This window comes from Mesorhizobium sp. M0938 (genome assembly GCF_040319125.1).
Classification (GTDB): domain Bacteria; phylum Pseudomonadota; class Alphaproteobacteria; order Rhizobiales; family Rhizobiaceae; genus Mesorhizobium; species Mesorhizobium robiniae.
This window is the reverse complement of the sequence record NZ_JAMYNS010000006.1, coordinates 219,393-237,084: the sequence shown is the minus strand read 5'-3', so window position 1 is coordinate 237,084 and position 17,692 is coordinate 219,393. Positions and strand designations below refer to the sequence as shown.

General features: G+C 61.3%; 20 protein-coding genes. 6 read left to right on the top strand and 14 right to left on the bottom strand.

What is annotated here, in order from left to right:
- Positions 1–9: 9 nt before the first annotated feature.
- Positions 10–453: a Fur family transcriptional regulator gene (locus NKH73_RS13040; RefSeq protein ID WP_352932255.1), complete on the bottom strand. Its 444-nt coding sequence runs from the start codon at positions 451–453 to the stop codon at positions 10–12.
- 258 nt (positions 454–711) lie between these two features.
- Positions 712–1,650, bottom strand: coding sequence for a GlxA family transcriptional regulator (locus NKH73_RS13035; protein ID WP_348627380.1), 939 nt, complete (start codon positions 1,648–1,650; stop codon positions 712–714).
- 365 nt (positions 1,651–2,015) lie between these two features.
- Between NKH73_RS13035 and NKH73_RS13030 the strand changes: the two genes are divergently transcribed.
- Positions 2,016–2,348: a hypothetical protein gene (locus NKH73_RS13030; protein WP_352932271.1), complete on the top strand. Its 333-nt coding sequence runs from the start codon at positions 2,016–2,018 to the stop codon at positions 2,346–2,348.
- Positions 2,349–2,488: 140 nt separating this feature from the next.
- Here NKH73_RS13030 and NKH73_RS13025 read toward each other — a convergent pair whose 3' ends face one another.
- Positions 2,489–2,677, bottom strand: coding sequence for a hypothetical protein (locus NKH73_RS13025; RefSeq protein ID WP_352931917.1), 189 nt, complete (start codon positions 2,675–2,677; stop codon positions 2,489–2,491).
- Between the two features lie 219 nt (positions 2,678–2,896).
- Between NKH73_RS13025 and NKH73_RS13020 the strand changes: the two genes are divergently transcribed.
- Positions 2,897–3,796, top strand: a complete 900-nt coding sequence (locus NKH73_RS13020; RefSeq protein WP_352931916.1) for a LysR substrate-binding domain-containing protein — start codon at positions 2,897–2,899, stop codon at positions 3,794–3,796.
- 1 nt (position 3,797) lies between these two features.
- Here NKH73_RS13020 and NKH73_RS13015 read toward each other — a convergent pair whose 3' ends face one another.
- From NKH73_RS13015 to NKH73_RS12975, 9 genes are all read right to left on the bottom strand, one after another.
- Positions 3,798–4,781, bottom strand: coding sequence for an alpha/beta hydrolase (locus NKH73_RS13015; protein ID WP_352931914.1), 984 nt, complete (start codon positions 4,779–4,781; stop codon positions 3,798–3,800).
- Between the two features lie 266 nt (positions 4,782–5,047).
- Positions 5,048–5,233 carry a hypothetical protein gene (locus tag NKH73_RS13010; RefSeq protein ID WP_352931912.1) on the bottom strand — a complete coding sequence of 62 codons (186 nt, stop codon included), beginning with the start codon at positions 5,231–5,233 and terminating at the stop codon, positions 5,048–5,050.
- A gap of 288 nt (positions 5,234–5,521) precedes the next feature.
- Complete coding sequence (locus tag NKH73_RS13005; protein WP_352932253.1) at positions 5,522–7,651, bottom strand: ASKHA domain-containing protein; 2,130 nt, start codon at positions 7,649–7,651, stop codon at positions 5,522–5,524.
- Positions 7,602–8,576: a methyltetrahydrofolate cobalamin methyltransferase gene (locus NKH73_RS13000; RefSeq protein WP_352931910.1), complete on the bottom strand. Its 975-nt coding sequence runs from the start codon at positions 8,574–8,576 to the stop codon at positions 7,602–7,604. The genes NKH73_RS13005 and NKH73_RS13000 overlap by 50 nt, the downstream gene beginning before the upstream one ends.
- Before the next feature lie 79 nt (positions 8,577–8,655).
- Complete coding sequence (locus tag NKH73_RS12995) at positions 8,656–9,747, bottom strand: methylenetetrahydrofolate reductase (RefSeq protein WP_352931908.1); 1,092 nt, start codon at positions 9,745–9,747, stop codon at positions 8,656–8,658.
- Positions 9,744–10,355 carry a methylenetetrahydrofolate reductase C-terminal domain-containing protein gene (locus NKH73_RS12990; RefSeq protein ID WP_352931906.1) on the bottom strand — a complete coding sequence of 204 codons (612 nt, stop codon included), beginning with the start codon at positions 10,353–10,355 and terminating at the stop codon, positions 9,744–9,746. The genes NKH73_RS12995 and NKH73_RS12990 overlap by 4 nt, the downstream gene beginning before the upstream one ends.
- Positions 10,348–10,650 carry a virulence factor gene (locus NKH73_RS12985; protein ID WP_352931904.1) on the bottom strand — a complete coding sequence of 101 codons (303 nt, stop codon included), beginning with the start codon at positions 10,648–10,650 and terminating at the stop codon, positions 10,348–10,350. The genes NKH73_RS12990 and NKH73_RS12985 overlap by 8 nt, the downstream gene beginning before the upstream one ends.
- Before the next feature lie 249 nt (positions 10,651–10,899).
- Positions 10,900–11,682, bottom strand: a complete 783-nt coding sequence (locus NKH73_RS12980; RefSeq protein WP_352931901.1) for a formyl transferase — start codon at positions 11,680–11,682, stop codon at positions 10,900–10,902.
- A 100-nt stretch (positions 11,683–11,782) separates the two neighbouring features.
- Complete coding sequence (locus NKH73_RS12975; protein ID WP_352931899.1) at positions 11,783–12,355, bottom strand: DUF4893 domain-containing protein; 573 nt, start codon at positions 12,353–12,355, stop codon at positions 11,783–11,785.
- Positions 12,356–12,478: 123 nt separating this feature from the next.
- Between NKH73_RS12975 and NKH73_RS12970 the strand changes: the two genes are divergently transcribed.
- Positions 12,479–13,402: an NAD-dependent epimerase/dehydratase family protein gene (locus NKH73_RS12970; protein WP_352931897.1), complete on the top strand. Its 924-nt coding sequence runs from the start codon at positions 12,479–12,481 to the stop codon at positions 13,400–13,402.
- Between the two features lie 8 nt (positions 13,403–13,410).
- Here NKH73_RS12970 and NKH73_RS12965 read toward each other — a convergent pair whose 3' ends face one another.
- On the bottom strand, positions 13,411–14,040 hold the full coding sequence (locus tag NKH73_RS12965) for a DUF1638 domain-containing protein (RefSeq protein WP_352931895.1): 630 nt from the start codon (positions 14,038–14,040) through the stop codon (positions 13,411–13,413).
- A 54-nt stretch (positions 14,041–14,094) separates the two neighbouring features.
- On the opposite strand from NKH73_RS12965, the gene NKH73_RS12960 reads away from it, so the two are divergent.
- Both NKH73_RS12960 and NKH73_RS12955 read left to right on the top strand, forming a co-directional pair.
- On the top strand, positions 14,095–14,235 hold the full coding sequence (locus tag NKH73_RS12960) for an EncA/B family entericidin (RefSeq protein WP_352931893.1): 141 nt from the start codon (positions 14,095–14,097) through the stop codon (positions 14,233–14,235).
- A gap of 267 nt (positions 14,236–14,502) precedes the next feature.
- Complete coding sequence (locus NKH73_RS12955; RefSeq protein WP_352931891.1) at positions 14,503–14,715, top strand: hypothetical protein; 213 nt, start codon at positions 14,503–14,505, stop codon at positions 14,713–14,715.
- A 120-nt stretch (positions 14,716–14,835) separates the two neighbouring features.
- On the opposite strand, the gene NKH73_RS12950 is transcribed toward NKH73_RS12955, so the two are convergent.
- Positions 14,836–15,534, bottom strand: coding sequence for a cobalamin B12-binding domain-containing protein (locus NKH73_RS12950; RefSeq protein WP_008876431.1), 699 nt, complete (start codon positions 15,532–15,534; stop codon positions 14,836–14,838).
- 266 nt (positions 15,535–15,800) lie between these two features.
- Here NKH73_RS12950 and NKH73_RS12945 point away from each other — a divergent pair, with 266 nt between their 5' ends.
- Complete coding sequence (locus tag NKH73_RS12945) at positions 15,801–17,375, top strand: trimethylamine methyltransferase family protein (RefSeq protein ID WP_352931888.1); 1,575 nt, start codon at positions 15,801–15,803, stop codon at positions 17,373–17,375.
- Positions 17,376–17,692: the final 317 nt, after the last annotated feature.

The following is a 17,692-nucleotide window of genomic DNA, read 5'->3' as shown; positions in this document are numbered from 1 at the left end:
ATCTGGCGGTCACTTGCCGGGTTGAGGCGCGCGCCGCGACTTCTGAATCGGCTTCACGTAGATCTCCAGGCGGTGGCTGACGATCGTGAAACCATGTTTCCTGGCGATCTCCTCCTGAAGCCGCTCGATCTCCGGCGAATGGAATTCGACGAGGTCACCAGTTTCGATGTTGATAAGATGATCGTGATGTTCCCGGGGAGCGGTCTCGTATCTGGCGCGCCCGTCGCCAAAGGTGTGCCGCTCCAAAATACCCTTTTCCCGCAAAAGATTGACAGTGCGGTAGACGGTAGCCAGCGCAATCGTCGGTTCGATGGCGATGACACGGCGGTGGAGTTCCACGACGTCCGGATGGTCGCTGGATTCGGAAATGACGCTCAGGATAACGCGCCGAGGGCGGGTGAGGCGCAGACCGAGTTTCTTACAGAGGGCGGCGATCGTCTGTTCCGAGGGCAATATGTGCAGCTCCGATTGTCTCGACAGGCGTGTCGCAACCCGGTACATGCCGCAGGCTGGTACATGCCGCAAGACACGTCAGTGTCCTATCTCAAATGCGTCGCAATTGCAAAAGGAGCGCGAGACAGGCTACACACCAAGATGCTGGAAGTTGCATCGTCGAACCGCTTCCCGACCGGCGCGCTCCTCCCCGCATCGTCTTACTGTTTCTGGCGCCATTTCGACATATTGTTCGACCTCGGCCTGACGCCGAGCGGGTCAGGCCGCCAGCAACTGCTTGCGATCGACGCGCTCCTGCTGCGGCGAGCGCGCATAGAGCTCGCGGTAGCATTTGGAGAAATGCGAGGCGGAGACGAAGCCGCAAGCGACCGCCACTTCGACCACCGGCATCGACGATTGTATCAGCAAGTGCCGGGCCCGATCGAGCCGGATTTCCAGATAGTAGCGGGCAGGGGATCTGCCCATCTCGGTGCGGAACAGGCGCTCGATCTGCCGGCGCGACAGGTCGACATGGTCGGCGATCTCGATCAGCGACAGCGGCTCGGACAGGTTCGCTTCCATCAATTCGATGATGGTCAGCACCTTGGAGTTCTGCACACCAAGGCGCGCGCGCAGCGGCAGGCGCTGGCGATCGGTAGGGCTGCGCACGCGGTCGGTCAACACCTGCTCGCACACCCGGTTGACGAGATTGTCGTCGAAATCGTCGCCGATCAGCTTCAGCATCATGTCGAGCGCCGCAGTGCCGCCGGCGCAGGTGTAGATGTTCTGGTCGATCTCGAAGAGGTCGGCGAAGACGTTGGCTTTCGGGAACGCCTCGGAAAAGCCCGGCAGGTTCTCCCAATGAATGGCGCAGCGCTTGTTGGACAGCAGGCCGGCGGCGGCCAGTATATGTGCGCCGGTGCACAGGCCGCCGAGGGCGACGCCGCGGTTGTATTCCTCGCGCAGCCAGGCGAAGGCCGATTTGTTCTGGTAGCGCTCGACATTGATGCCGCTGCAGACCACCGCCATGTTCGGCCGCTCCGGTCCGGACATCTTCTTACGTTCGTCCTCCAGCGAGGTGTTGACGGCGCATTCGACGCCGTTCGAGGCGCGCACCGGCTTGCCGTCGATGCTGGCGAGCCGCCAGCGGTACGCCTCGTAGCCGAGCATCCGGTTGGCCGAGCGCAACGGATCGAGCGCCGTCGCAAAGGCGATCATGGTGAAATCCGGGACCAGGAAGAATACAAACGATCGCTTGATCGGATGATTTACGACGTTCACAGGGTAACCCTCACGCTTTAATGGCGCGAACAGGATGTCGCGATCAGCATAGCGACATCAGGAAAAACCTTTCCTGTCAATTGGCTAGGTGACAACGGAGGGACTTTATTTGCGACATGGGTCGCAAATGGGCAATCGCTATGCGGTGACCGACCCAGCATGCTGCCGGATTGAGGAATGCCGGATGTGGTCTGTGAACAACAAAGCACCGCCTCGGCAAAACCGAAGCGGCGCTGTTACCAGTCCCTGCCTAGCGGCAAGCTGCTACAGGGAAGTCATTATGTTAGGCGACGAAACCCAGGATGTTACGCGACGAAACCCAGGCGCGCCGCATTCATGGCACCGGTCTGGCCGGGCATGGTGTTGGCAAGGCGCTGGCGCTCGAGCGCAGTGGTCAAGTTCATTTCGCGACGGGGGAAGAGGCGGGCAAAAAGCTTCATAATCATCTCCATTCGGTTGCTCAGACGGGTCGCCTTCGCTTGATGGAGTGGGGCAGCTCGTTTGCTGACGTTGATATAGGCTTACGTGAGGGGAAACTAAATCGCAAAAGCGAAGCACTTGATATGAAAAGCGACACTGAATGCGACATATTTGGGCATTCCGCCCAAGGTTTACGATTATTTACAAGGCGTTAGTTCAAAATTTCGTGTGCTATGCAGCCCGTTCATATGCGCCATGCAGCCGCGACATGGCTCGGAAAGTCATTTGATTGCAAATAAAAAGGCCTGCCGGGCAACGTCTGCGCGGCAGGCCTTCAGCTTTGAATACACACGATCTATTTTGCTCCACCAGCCCAGGATTCGACGCCGTAGCGCGTGCTGGTCTTGCTGTCGGCGGCTTCAGGCCAGCCGATATCCTTCTGCAGTTCGATCGGCAGAGAGCGGATGGCGCGTTCGGTCTGATAGCGGGTACGGGCCGCGTTGAATTCGGTCGCAATGCGGCCGATGGATGACAGGATGGACATTTCAATCTCCTTTGCGTTGGTTCGGGAGTTGCCGGTCACTGGGCTACCTCAGGTTTGTTTCAGCTTCATTTCGTGTCGACTGCAGATCGATGTCGTGATCGTTTCAAGACCGTTTTCGGTACGTCCGCCTTCGATGGAGTTGACTATCCTCCCAAAGTGATGTTCAATCAAACGAAATGGAATGATGGTTTGCATCAGAAAAATTGAAGGCTGGCTCCCATGAACGCCCCACTCAATCATCCGTTGCCGCTGCTCGATCTCGACGTTTTGCGTACTTTCGTGGCGATCGCCGAGACCGGTAGTTTCACCGCCGCGGCCAATGCCGTCTTCCGCACGCCGTCGGCTGTTTCCATGCAGATCAAGAAGCTGGAGGACATTCTCGGCCGTTCGGTGTTCGCGCGCGACGCGCGTTCGGTGACGCTGACCACGGATGGCGAGATGCTGCTTGGCTATGCGCGCCGGCTGTTGTCGATCAACCGCGAGGTGGTGTCGAAGTTCATCATCCCCGATATTGTCGGGGTGGTGCGGCTCGGCTCGCCGGACGATTATGGCGAGCGCGTGCTGCCGCATGTGCTGAAACGTTTTGCGCAGTCACATCCCTCGATCGCCGTCGACGTGACCATCGACCAGAGCAGCAATCTGCGCCGGCGCATGGACGACCGGGCGCTCGACATCACGCTGCTCACCAATTCCTACAAAACCAGCGCGCTCGGCGCCGAAGTGCTGCTCACCGAACCGATCGTCTGGGCCGGCGCCAAGGGCGGCTGCGCGCATCTTCGCGAGCCGTTGCCGGTGTCATTGTGGGAAGAGGGCTGCGCCTGGCGTGCCGGCGCCCTCGAAGCGCTCGGCCGTGAGGGCCGAAACTATCGCGTCGCCTATATGAGCGCGCATACGGCCGGCCAGCGAGCCGCGATCATGTCCGACCTCGCAGTGGCGCCGCTGCCGAAATCGTTCCTCGGCAGCGACATGGTTGAGCTTTGCCCGAAGGACGGCATGCCTGACATCGGCACCTACAATCTGGCCATGATCGTGGCGCCGGATGCCAGCGCGCCGGTGAAGGCCGTCGCCGACCATATCCGCGCCACCTTCGAAGTGTTCAGGGAAACCGGGAAATTTTGATTCAGGATCGCAACGGCGTAGCCAGGTTGTGAGCGGTGACGCCTCGATCTGTCCTTTGCAGCGCCAATTCGCCGGCCTTGGCGTGATAGCTCTCGGTGTCGCTGGTTAAAAACGCCACGATGCTGTCCCGCGCGCGCCGCGCTTCTGGCATGTCGATCAGTGGCCAGACATGGAACATGCCTTGCTCGTGCACAACCTCTATCTCGACACCGGCGGCACGGGCCTTTTGCGCGAAGATCAGATTGTCGGGGGTTAGCATATCGCGCGAACCGGTCAGAAGCAGTGTTTTCGGCAGCACCGAGAGGTCGCCGTAAAGCGGGCTGATGCGCCAGTCGCTGGGATCAATGCCGGCACTGTAGAGCCGGACCGCCTCCAGCCCCCCCGGAATTCCCAGCCACGGATCGTAGCGTTCCGCCTCGAGCACTTCAGGGTTGGCGAGCGACACGTCAAGGCCGGGTGAAATCAGCACGTGACGCGACGGCAAAGGCTGGTCTGCTTCCGCGGCCATCATGGTCAGCACCACGGCCATGTTGCCACCTGCGGAATCCCCCATGAAGACGATGTCCTGCGCTTCCGTTTCGTCAAGCATCTGACGGTAGACCTTGCCGACCATGCCGAACATGGCGTGGAAATCATGTTCGGGAGCAATGGGATAGATGGGCACGGTGATGCCAAAGCCCAGCCGGTCGGCCATATCGGCAATCAGTGCCCAATGATAGGACGTGATTTGAAAGACATAGGCGCCGCCGTGCAAGTAGAGGATACGCTTTCGCTCGCCGGCCTTGGGCGCGATCTCGTAGACGGGAAAGCCGTCCACGCTGCTCGTCGTGATCTCTAAACGCGATCGCAGTGCTACCGGCGGCTGGTGGTTCTCCGTCTTGCGAGCATAGGCTATCCAGCGCTGCAGGTTTTCCGGGCTGGAGAAGGCTTTCTTGCGGCTATACCTGAGCACCAAGGAAACGACGTGGCTTTTAAGACTGGGCATGCGGACACACGGACTTCGGCTGAGCCGACTAAGAGAACCCCTCAAGTTCCGAAGATCGTGCCTTCGCCAAAATTGTCAAGATTTGCACTGAGAGACAACACGGTTGTGTGATCTGGCTGGTAATCAAGGCCAGCATCCGGTCGTGGCTCGCTGCAATGCTCAGCGCCGGGGCAACAGTGCGGCGCGCAGCCGATTGTCGCTTACCGCCGGAGCCGCATGACGGCTCCGGCGCTTGGCCAGCAGCTTGCATTTGTCGGCGAAGGTCATCAGCGCGCTGAACCCAGAAGCAAGGCCGAGAAGGTGACCTGCGGGTCTTCGCGCGGCGACACGGGCCAGCCGATGTCCTTCTGAATTTCGGGCGGCAGGCTGTTCATGGCCCGGACAGACCTGTTTCTTTTGTGTGCATTCCTGATGGCCATACCATAGCGGCCAAGGCTTTCGAACATCGACATCTTCATCTCCTTTGGAGGTGCTGCGGCGGCTGAAAGTTATTCCTGCCTGCCGTTCGATGCCGGTTAAATGCGCCGCACATGTATCTGGTGGATTTCACGAAAAACAGCGCCTTGTTTCAGTTTGGGCTGATCCGGAAACATTTGCATGCATATGAAATTGAGTGAGGGTGATGCCCTCTCATCCGTCGCCTTCCGGCGTTGGTGATTGGCGAAAGCCGAAGCGATTTCCGATCTTCCGCGCAAGGGGGGAGATCGGAAGCGTCGCCGGCGACGCCTATTGTTTCCTTGCTATCCCCGGCCGCGGCGGGCGGCGTGGCCTTCGCGCGAACGCCGCCGTGGGGCGGCATCGCCGGCAATGCCGTCCTCGCTGACCGTTTTGCGTGGTGGCAGTTTCACCGCCACCGACAGTTTCGGGAACGGGTCGACCTTGTTCGGCAGCGCCATGGCGTAGACGAAGTGCTCCTGGAATTTCGGCTCCAGCGCTGTCTCGATCTTCTCGATCCGGCTCACCGTTTCCTCGATCTCGCGGCGATAGCCGCGATTGAGCAGCGCCATGCGTGCGCCGGCGCCGGCCGCGTTGCCGACGGCCGAGACCTTGTCGAGATCGCAGTCGGGGATCAGTCCCAGCACCATGGCGTATTTCGGATCGATGAAGGAGCCGAAGGCGCCGGCGAAGTGGATGCGGTCGACATGATCGGTGTTCTGCTTTTCCATCAACAGCTTGGTGCCGGCATAAAGGGCGGCCTTGGCGAGCTGGATGGCGCGCACGTCGGTCTGGGTTATGGTGATCCTGGGCTCGCCTTCCTTCAGCACGTAGGAGAATGTACGGCCACTCGCGGTGACGCGCGGCGAACGGGCGGCAAGTCCGCCGTCGACGACGCCGTCCTCGGAGATGATGCCGGCCAGATACATCTCTGCGACCACCTCGATGATGCCGGAGCCGCAGATGCCGGTGACGCCGGTCGCCTGCACGCTGTCGAGGAAGCCCGGCTCGTCGGACCACAGCTCCGAGCCGATGACGCGGTATTTCGGCTCCAGCGTATCGGGATCGATGCGGACACGCTCGATGGCGCCGGGCGCCGCGCGCTGGCCGCCGGAGATTTCCGCACCCTCAAAGGCCGGGCCGGTGGGCGAGGAGGCCGCCACGACCCGTTCCCGATTGCCGAGCACGATCTCGGCATTGGTGCCGACGTCGACGATCAGCATCATCTCGTCCTGGCGGTGCGGGCCTTCCGACAGCGTCACCGCCGCCGCATCGGCGCCGACATGGCCGGCGATGCAAGGCAGCATGTAGAGCCTGGCACCTTGGTTGAGCTTCAGGCCGATGTCCGACGCCTTGATATGCACGGCGCCCGAGACGGCCAGCGCGAACGGCGCGCCACCGAGCTCGGTCGGGTCGATGCCGAGGAAAAGGTGATGCATGATCGGATTGCCGACGAAGACGGAATCCAGGATGTCGTTGCGCTGGACATTGCCTTCCGCGCAGACCTTGTCGACCAGACCCGAGATCGCCTCGCGCACCGCGACCGTCATGCCTTCGCGACCGTCCGGGTTCATCATCACATAGGAAACGCGGCTCATCAGATCCTCGCCGAAGCGAATCTGCGGGTTCGAGGTGCCCGACGAGGCGGCGACGCGGCCCGACAGCAGCGACACAAGATGCATGGCGATGGTGGTCGAGCCGATATCACAGGCAAGCCCATAAGCCTCGTTCTTCAGGCCTGGCCACAAAGAGATGACCCGCGCGGTCTCGCTCTCGGCATCCTTGTGGATGGCCGCGGTCGCAGTCCAATTGCCCTTGCGCAAGATACCTTGCACCTGCGGCAGGAGATGGAAATCGAAATCGAGGCTCTTGAGCCCCCAGTCGTTCATCAGCGCGATCTTCAGGCGGTCGAGATCGCCCAGCGGCTTATGCATGTCGGGTTCTTCGATCTCGACATAGCACAAGTGGATTGCCGAATCGCGGGCGATGACCCTGGTGTCGGCGTCCTTGCGGATGGTCTGGGCGTTGATGACCGTGTCTTGCGGCACATCGACGACGAGGTCGCCGAGGATTTGCGCCGAGCAGGACAGGCGGCGCCGTTCGGGAAGGCCGCGCACGCGTTCGTAGCGCTCTTCCTTGGAGCCCTTGGGCGAGATGTGGTCGTTGGAGGAGACGATCTTGTGCTTGGCGAAATTGCCTTCCTGCACCTCGATCTGGCAGCGCCCGCAAGTGGCGCGTCCACCGCATACGCTCTCGACATAGACGCCGAGCTGGCGCGCGGCATCGAGCACCGGCGTGCCGATCGGAAACCGGCCGCGCTTGCCCGACGGCATGAACAGCACGAGCGGATCGGTGATGTTGGCGGGTGAGTTCACGATTGCGCGCTTATCCTCGGGCCATACGGGCTTCACGTCCACCGCGCCGGCGGCCGCCATTGCCATTGCCTTCACCCGGCGCATTGACTTGCGTGGGCGCCGCGATCGCCTGGCCGCCTTCGGCCGGTTTGTAGTCCTTGTAGGTCCTGATCCAGTTGGTGCAGTTCTCGTCGGTGCCATTCAGCACGTTGGCGCCGCGCACGGCTTCCATCTCCTGCGGTCGCACCGGGTTCATGATCGCCGAGGTCATGCCGGCGCCGATCACCATCGGGATGAAGGCGGCATTGATGCCATGGCGATGCGGCAGGCCGAACGAGATGTTGGACAGGCCACAGGTGGTGTTGACCTTGAGCTCCTCGCGCAGCCGACGCAGCAGTGCGAACACCTGGCGGCCGGCGTCGCCCAGCGCGCCGATCGGCATGACCAACGGGTCGACGACGACGTCATGGGCCGGAATGCCGAAATCGGCGCAGCGCTCGACGATCTTCTTGGCGACGGCGAAGCGCACGTCCGGGTCCATCGAAATGCCGGTCTCGTCGTTCGAGATGGCGACGACCGGAACGTTGTATTTCTTGATCAGCGGCAGGATGGCTTCGAGCTTCTCTTCCTCGCCGGTGACGGAGTTGACCAGCGGCCGGCCCTTGGCGACCTTGAGTGCCGCCTCGATCGCCGCGGTCACCGAACTGTCGATCGACAGCGGCAGGTCGACCAGCCCCTGCACGATCTCCAGTGTCTGCACCAGCAGCGCCGGTTCGGTCGCGTTGGGGTCGACGGCGGTGACGCCGGCATTGACGTCGAGCATGGTCGCGCCGCAGGCGGCCTGCTCCAGCGCGTCCTTGATGACCGTCTCGAAATTGCCCGCGACCATTTCGGCGGCGAGCTTCTTGCGCCCGGTTGGATTGATGCGCTCGCCGATCACGCAGAAGGGCTGGTCGAAGCCGATGATGATTTCTCGTGTCGCCGAGGCGACGATCGTCCGGGTCATGAAATCTCTCCGTCGTGATATAAAGAGTTCTTTATATCGTTTCTGATTTCGATCAAGCGAATGGTGGCCGTCCGCACCTTCAATGCGCGGTCTTGACCATGTCGACCTGCGTTTCGGTTATCTCGTCGTGCAATATGTGATCGAGCCGGTCGGCGACGAGCTGATCGTCGCGGCGGATTTCGCGTTTCCAGGGCTGGCGGCCTTTCAGCACGCCCGATTCATCGACTATCTCGGCGACATATTCTTCCTGGCGATAGGCCATGACGTGGACGCCGGAGACGCCGGGAATTTCCTTCACCTCGTTGATGATGTCGATGCAGAGCTGCTTGCCTTCCTTCTTCTGGTCCTGGGCGCCTTCCAGCCGCTTGACGACCTGATCGGGGATATGGATGCCCGGCACATTGGAGCGGATCCATTTGGCGGTCTTGGCCGAAGCCAGCGGTCCGACGCCACACAGGATGAAGCACTTTTCCGTAAAACCGAGATCGCGGACCTGCTGCATGTAGGTGCGGAACATCGGCACGTCGAAACAGTATTGGCTTTGCACGAATTGCGCGCCGGCGGCGATCTTCTTGCCCAGCCGGTAGGGACGGAAATCGATCGGCGGCGCGAACGGGTTGATCGCCGCACCGAGGAAAAGCTGCGGCGGCGTCGTCAGCTTGCGGCCGGACAGGAACTTGCCGTTGTCGCGCATGATGCGGCAGGTTTCGAGCAGCGACATGCAGTCGAGATCGAATACCGGCTTGGCGCCGGGCTGGTCTCCGGCCTGCACGCCGTCGCCGGTCAGGCACAGCATATTGGCGACGCCCATCGCCGCCCCGCCCAGTACGTCCCCCTGGATGGCGATGCGGTTCCTGTCGCGGCAGGCGATCTGCATGATCGGGGCATAGCCCATGCGGGTCAGCAGCGCACAGATGCCGACCGACGACATGTGGCAGTTGGCACCCGACGCGTCGACGGCGTTGATGGCGTCGACCCAGCCGTCGAAAATCTTTGCGCGGTTGTAGACGTCTTCCGGATCGGCGCTGTCGGGCGGGTTGAGTTCGGTCGTTACCGCGAACTCGCCGCGCCGAAGCACGCGCTCCAGGCGCCCGCGCGAGGTGTGGCCCGGCAGGGGTTCGAGCGGCAAATCGATGCCGGCCGGGTTCTCGTCGCGCTGGCGGCCGATCATGCCGATGCCCCGGTGTTCGAAGTATTCTGGGCCGCATGGCGGGCGATTTCGCGCGCGGTGGCAGCCTGTGCTGTCACCCGCAACCATGCCGAGGTTTCGCGCAGAGACTGGTCGACCGGCTTCTGCACGTCGAGGATCTTGTCGCCCTGCACCATGTTGCGCGAGCCTTCCCAGGCCTTGACCCAGACGCAGGGCATGTCAGGCTCGACCTCGCAATTGCCGTTGGCGCGCACACCGCCGCAGGGGCCATTGCGCAATTGCTTGGGGCAATTCATCGGGCACGACATGCCGGTCGAGGAAAGGATGCATTGGCCGCACATGCGGCAATCGAACATAAAACCCTTGACGCGTTTTTCGACGAATTTGATCGGGCCTTCGACCCTGTTGTAGCCGATGCCTTTCCACAAGGGATGCAGCAGCAGGAACATGTCGGCGAACCTGGAATAGAACCATTCGAGCAATCGCGAATGGCGGATCGACCACAGCCGCACCGCGAAGGAGCGCTGGATGCGCCGCTGCGGCGACACGTCGGCTGGCTTGTAGTCGGATTTCGGCGCTGCCTTCTTGACCAGAGTGGCCTGGGTAACCGCCGGGGTTGTTTCAGACATTTTCTTTTCCGCCCGCCTTGACCAGAGCGACCAGCCGCTCGCGGTCGTATTTCGCGTCGAACTCCTGGAAGGCTTTTTCAACCTCGGCTTCGAGGTCGTCGCTGACCGGTACGGGGTCGGCCTTGCGCCATTCGGCCAGGTAATCGTCGGTGCCGCCGGCGCCGGTGCGCATGGCACACATGTCGATCGCCTCGGTAAAGCGGAGCGGCAGTTCGCGCTTGGCGTTCTGCCGGCCCTTCTTGACGATGACCTGGGCGGGGATGTCGCGCCAGTAGACGACAATCAGATCGGCCATGAATTCTCACTCCTGCAGGGCGCTTTACGTCTGGTTGGAAAGGGCGCCCTACCACCTTAGCGCGGCTGCATCGTGCTTTCCGACGATCGATTTCGATTTTCGGGCCGATGCAGTGGTTTCGAGCATTGCCGCAAGCGCCACCAGCCTGCTTGTTATGGGACGACGCGCGCGCATTCAAAAGCGACGCAATCGCTTGCGGCAAGAGAATCGCAAGCGGCAAGAGAAAGGCGAGGCTTCAGAACAGCTGGATTACCAGACGCCGGTTTTTACGCCGGTCCACAGGTAGAACCAGATCGTTGGATGGTACCATTGTTTCGAGGGCAGGCCGGGATCTGAGGCGGCAAGCTTGCCGGCCAGCGCGTCCCTGACCGCCTCGACGCAGATGTCGCGTGAGAAAGCCGCCTGCCGCAGCGCGTAGCTTGAAATGGTGTCGCCCGGGCCACGCTTGCCGCGCGCCGGCCGAAACCCGCGGCGGGGGCCGAGCCGGGCGTCGACCAGATGCACCGTAGTGCCGAAATTTTCCGCATCGCCCGACGCCAGTGCCCAGTAGCCGCCATTCATGCCGCGATATTTGGGAGTGATGCCGGCATGATAATTGAGGATCGGACAAGGGATATTCGCCAGCGTCTGTCTCGACAGCAGGCGGCAGCCGGCGAGCAGCACGACGCCTGGCCGGATATTCACGATCGCCTGCAGGCACTCCGGCGCATTGGCCGAGGGAACGTGGGTGATCGCCTGTCCGGGCCTGGGTTCGGTCTGCAGCTTTTGTTCGGCGATGATGCGTGCTGCGTGCCCGGCGAAAAACCGCTTGCCGAGCCGCGTCAGCACCATGGTGCCGAACTGCCCAATCGCCTGTGGCCAGCCTTGGCGGCGGGCACGCCCGAGCAGCAATTGCTTTTTGGATTCAGGGGTTTCGAGAATGACGCTGACGGGACCTAGTCGGTCAGTGATGGCGTTGACGATGGCCCAGATATGCGGACCGCCTTCGGTAACGACGACGATCGGCGGCAGGTTTGATTTCTGGCGTTCCATGGTTCGCGACGTGCCGCCCGTAAAGACATGGTCTTAGCGCGGGATGTTAGGCGGCCCGGGTTAATCCTTGGTGATCGGCCAGGGTGTCAGAGCCGCAGGCTCAGCGCTTGAATTCAAGGATGTCGAGCTTCGATTCGTAGTAGGGCGCCGGGAACTCGATGCGCCATTCGTCGGCACTGCTGCGAAGGGCGTAGCCGACCTGGTCGCTTTCCGGGCCGCTGCCATAAGGTTTCGCGGGATCGTTGTTGACGGAGAAGGAGCCGAGATAGATCGCACGCTTTTCGCCATCGTCGAAGAAACGGCCCTTGGTGCGTTGCGAGCCGGTGGTCTTTTCCAGCCTCCAGCCCGAGCCGTCGTCGCTCACCTTGCATTTGAACCAGCCATAGATGACCAGCGCGCCGGGCCCGCCGGCCTTGATGGTACGGCATTGCCAGTTGCCGGTCAGGTCCTTGTCGGAAAACGAGACCAGCGGCTTTGCCATCAAGGCGTCGAGCTCTTTGACCTCGGCGGCGTTACCGGCCTTGGCTTCGTCAAGCGCTGCCTTGCGCGTTTCGTCATATTTGTCGAGCCGCGCCTTGTCGGCGGGCGTGATCAGCTTCTGCACCTCGCCATCGGCGAACGCGGGGAGGGCGAAGCAGACAATTCCTGCGGCAATCAGGAGGCGAGCGATCATCGGTGCGTTTCCCGGTCGATGGCTGGAGCAGCCTGTTTTCTCGTTTGGCACATAACTTACCTGTTCGCGGCTGCCTGTCATCCGTGCTTAACAGCAGTCAGGTCAAAAATCGTGGTTTTGCCGATGCGGATCTTGCTTACGGGATCGTCAGGCTGGCTGGGCAGAGTGCTCGCGCCGCGCCTGCGGGATCTTGGCCATGACGTCATCGGTTTCGATCCCGTTCCGTCGGCGCAAACGCAAATGATCGGCTCGGTTGCCAACCGTGATCTGGTCATGCGGACAGTCAGGGAAAACCGCATCGAGGCTATCGTCCACAGCGGCGCGTTGCACAAGCCTGATATCGAACATAACCGCAATGAGGATTTCGTCGAGACGAATGTGCGCGGCACGCTGAACCTGCTCGATGCGGCGGTGGTATCGGGCGTTCAGCGCTTCGTCTTCACGTCGACGACGTCGCTGATGATCTCGCAAGCCATCCGCGCCGGCTTCACCGGCGGTGCGCGCAAGGCTGCCTGGCTGACCGAAGAGATGTCGCCCGAGCCGCGCAACATCTACGGCGTCACCAAGCTTTCGGCCGAACATCTTTGCCGTCTGTACCACATCGAGCACGGCCTGCCGGTGATCGTGCTGCGCACGGCGCGCTTCTTTCCCGAAGCCGACGACATGGCGCATGCGATCGAACAGTCGGACGCCAACACCAAAGCCAATGAGCTGTTGTTTCGCCGGTTGACGGTGGAAGATGCAGCGGATGCCCATATCGCGGCACTGGAGAAGGCACCGCAACTGGGCTTCGACACCTTCATCGTCTCGGCGCCAACGCCGTTCAGGCCCGACGATTGCGAGGCATTGATCGCGGACGCACCGTCCGTCGTCGCGCGCTATTTCCCGGAGTTTCCGGCGCTCTACGCCCGCAAACGCTGGACAATGTTTTCCTCGATCGACCGCATTTACGATGCTTCGCGAGCGAGAGACAGGCTGGGCTTCGTCTGCAAGACGAGCTTTGCCGACGTGCTCGCCACCCTTGCGGCGGAAGAAGGAGCCGCCTGATCGAAAGATCAGCCGCGTGCCGCGGCGCTGGCCAGCTCCGTCGGCAGGTCGCCATAGCCGGTCGATCGGCGCTCATAGGCTAGGCCGAGCATTTTCGCGGCCCGCTCGGCGACCTTATCGAGTTCCGGATCGTCGGTCTGGGCGATATAGATCAGCTTCTCGTAATTGCCGAAATAGTCCTTGATCAGCTCCGGATGCCTGTCGAGGCCGAGCGGCTTCATGAAGAAGGCGTCGAACTGCCGGCACAGGAAGTCGGTCATGTAGAACGACATCATGTCGTCGTCGGCGACCTTCGCATAGGCGTCCATACCCTGGTAGAAGGCAAAGCAATGCGGCCCGGCCATGCGCTCGACGCCATGCTTCTCGCAGACGCGGTCGAGCAGGCCGCCGGTGCCGCAATCGGCGTAGCCGACGAAGATGTTTCTATAGCCGTCCGCCTTGGCCTTCTCGATTGCCTTGTCCATGGCCGGCGCGATGCGGTCAGGGTAGAAATGGAACTCAGCCGGCAGGCAGGTCAGGTCGAGATGGTCGAGCCCCAGCTGCTCCTTGACGGCCAGAATTTCGCGCGCAATCATCCCGCAGGCGATGACGAGCAGCCTGGCGCTTTGATCGGGTTGTAGTTTTCGTACGGCACTCATAGAACGGTTTTCGTGCTATTGTTTCGAATCTATCGAACGAGGGAGACACTATCCATGAAACTGTTGCGCCTTGCACCCATCGCCATTCTAGCTAGTGCCCTGGCACTTTCGGCCTGCGCCAACACCGTCCGCGGCGTCGGCAAGGATGTCAAATCGACAGCCAACGCGGTTGAGGACACGGTCGAGAATCCCTGATCCGCAATCTTATCAACGCGCATCGCGATCAACATAGTTCAAGCGATGCGCGTTAAGCCCTTCTAACATCTGGGAGCAACAAAGTCGCGCTGCAAGGCGCGGCTCGGTTTATTGTTCGTGCCGGATACTCTGGGCCGAGACGCGGACGTCGTGTCCGCCTGTTGCAACTGCTTTCGTCAGGTCAGGCACGAAAAGTTGACTTTTCGAGCAGGGGATATGCCGTTACCCTTTTCTGGTACCCTCAACAACGAAGCTAGGAGCCTTAGGATGAAGACCGCTCTCTTGGTTGTCGCCGCACTGGGCCTTTCTGTGTCCGGCGCCGCAGCGGAATGTGTTGGCCACACTAAAACGACGGCTTCCGTGGATCAGCAAACCAAAGCTGCAAGCGTTGATCAGCAAACCAAAGTCGCAAGCATCACGAATACGACAACTGCCGACACGCCGGTCCTGAAAAAGGAAGAGGCGAAAGAGTCGGAATAGTCATCGGCATGTTCGTTGCGCGGACCACTGTCGCTTGCTGCCAGGCGCTACGCGCCGCTTCGGCCTGCATAGTATAAGTACGGGCTTCCGTACTTATACTCCTGTCTTCTCCTCGTCAGCTCAGGCCGAAGCGCGGACGTTGTGCTTGCGCTTCATGAAGTCCTTGGCGGTCTCGACCGCCACGGCCGCATCGCGGCAGTAGGCGTCGGCCCCGACCGCCTTGCCGAATTCCTCGTTGAGCGGCGCACCGCCGACCAGCACGACATAATCGTCGCGGATGCCCTTTTCCTTCATCGTGTCGATGACAACCTTCATGTAGGGCATGGTTGTCGTCAGCAGCGCCGACATGCCGATGATGTCAGGCTGGTGTTGTTCGATAGCGTCGAGATATTTTTCCACCGCATTGTTGATGCCGAGGTCGATGACGTCGAAGCCGGCGCCCTCCATCATCATGCCGACGAGGTTCTTGCCGATGTCGTGAATGTCGCCCTTGACGGTGCCGATCACCATCTTGCCCTGCTTCGGCGCGCCGGTGGCGGCAAGCAGCGGACGCAGGATGAACATGCCGGCCTTCATCGCGTTGGCCGATAGCAGCACTTCGGGAACGAACAGGATGCCGTCGCGAAAATCCTCGCCGACAATGCGCATGCCTTCGACCAGCGCCTCGGTCAGCACCTTGTAAGGCGCCCAGCCGCGCTCGAGCAGGATCTGAGTGCCTTCCTCAATCTCTTCCTTCAGACCGTCATAGAGGTCGTCGTGCATCTGCTGCACGAGTTCGTCATCGGAAAGCTCGGAAAGGATGATCTCGTCGTCGGCCATTTTTTCTCAGGCTCCTTGCCGTGTGGAACAATCACGGCAGCTCAAAAAATATTGCGTCAATACCTAACCCGCGAGGGCCGCTTCTCCATAGCTGATTTGCGACTTCCCGCAAAAGGAAAGCGACCGCAAATCTATTGGAATTCTTGTCGATTTTGCGACAGGCGTTGGCGCTGGCGGGCCGTTTCGAATAGGGTGCATGACTACGATCCGGCCAGAAGCCGCGATATGCGGCCGCAACAGTTTTCGGGTTTCAGGGAAGAAAGATCATGAGTGAGAACGCGCCGGTCGATCAGGAAGCGTCAAATGCGCGGCGCGGACGCGCCGCCAGCGGCGGCGCGGCTGCCCGGCGGGCGGCGCGCTCGGGCGGCGGCCCCGGCACCCAGCTCACCTACATCAAGCGCAAGATCAACGTTTATGAGGTGCTTGATGAAGAAGGGCTCGCGCTGATCGAGAAGAACACCGACACGGTGCTCGAGGAGATCGGCATCATCTTTCGCGACGACGCGGAGGCGCTGCAGCTGTGGAAAGAGGCCGGCGCCGACGTCAAGGGCGAGCGTGTGCATTTCCCGAAGGGCCTCTGCCGTTCGCTGCTGAAGACAGCGCCGTCTACCTATACCCAGCACGCCCGCAACACCGAGCGCTCGGTGCAGATCGGTGGCAACGCCACCGTTTTCGCGCCGGTCTACGGACCACCCTTCGTGCGCGACCTCGACGGCGTCAGGCGCTACGCGACGATCGAGGATTTCCGCAATTTCGTGAAGCTCGCCTATATGGCGCCGTCGATCCACCATTCGGGCGGCACGGTATGCGAGCCGGTCGACGTGCCGGTCAACAAGCGCCATCTCGACATGATCTACAGCCATATCAAATATTCGGACAAGCCGTTCATGGGCTCGGTCACCGCGCCGGAGCGCGCTGAAGACACTGTGGCGATGGCCAAGATCGTGTTCGGCGACGATTTCGTCGAGAACAACACGGTGCTGACCAGCCTGATCAACGCCAATTCGCCAATGGTGTTCGACGAGACCATGCTGGGAGCGCTGAAGGTTTATTCGCGGCACAACCAGGCCTGCATCGTCACGCCGTTCATCCTGGCCGGCGCGATGAGCCCGGTGACGGTCGCCGGCACGCTGACGCAGGTTCTGGCCGAAGTGCTGGCGGGCGCGTCGTTCACACAGCTGATCCGGCCGGGCGCGCCGGTGCTGTTCGGCACCTTCGCGTCGTCGATCTCGATGCAATCGGGCGCGCCGACCTTCGGCACGCCGGAGCCGTCGCTGGTTTCCTATGGCGCGGCGCAGCTCGCGCGTCGGCTTGGCCTGCCGTTCCGGACCGGCGGCTCGCTGTGCGCCTCGAAGATACCGGATGCGCAGGCGGCGTACGAGAGCGCCAACACGCTGAACTCGACGATCCTTGCCGGCACCAATTTCGTGCTGCATTCGGCCGGCTGGCTCGAGGGCGGGCTCGCCTCCTGCTACGAAAAGTTCATGATGGACATCGACCAGCTCGGCATGACGCAGAAGTTCTCCGAAGGTGTCGACCTGTCGGAGAACGGCCAGGCGATGGACGCCATCCGCCAGGTGGGTCCAGGCAGCCACTATCTCGGCTGCGACCACACCCAGGCCAACTTCCAGACCGCCTTCTACCGTTCCAACATCGCCGACAACAATTCCTACGAGCAGTGGCTAGCCGAGGGCGAGAAGACCGCGCCGCAGCGCGCCAATGAGCTCGCCCGCCGCTGGCTGGACAGCTATGAGGCGCCGCATCTCGATCAGGGCATCGACGACGGGCTGAAGGAGTTCATCGCCAAAAAGAAGGCGTCGATGGCCGACGCCTTCACCTGAAAGGAGCCCGAGTCAGGCGGGGCTAAAGTCGCCAACATCATCCACAAGGAAGTCTGGCGGAGCGCTTTCTCCGACCCGGACAAGAAGGGATGATTTGCGTCTGGCCGTCCGATGCCTTCGGACATCGCTTGCCCGGAGACCGATATGGCTCGAAGGAAGGTTTTCAAGGGTGTTGCGATCGATATCGCCAGATCGTTCGTGAGCCGTAATAACGACGTTGATGGCTACTGGGGCGTAGGCAAACTCCATTCATTGGCACAAGAAAATTCGACATCCAAAATTCGAATAGACCTGTCAGAAGAGTCTTCTGCGACATT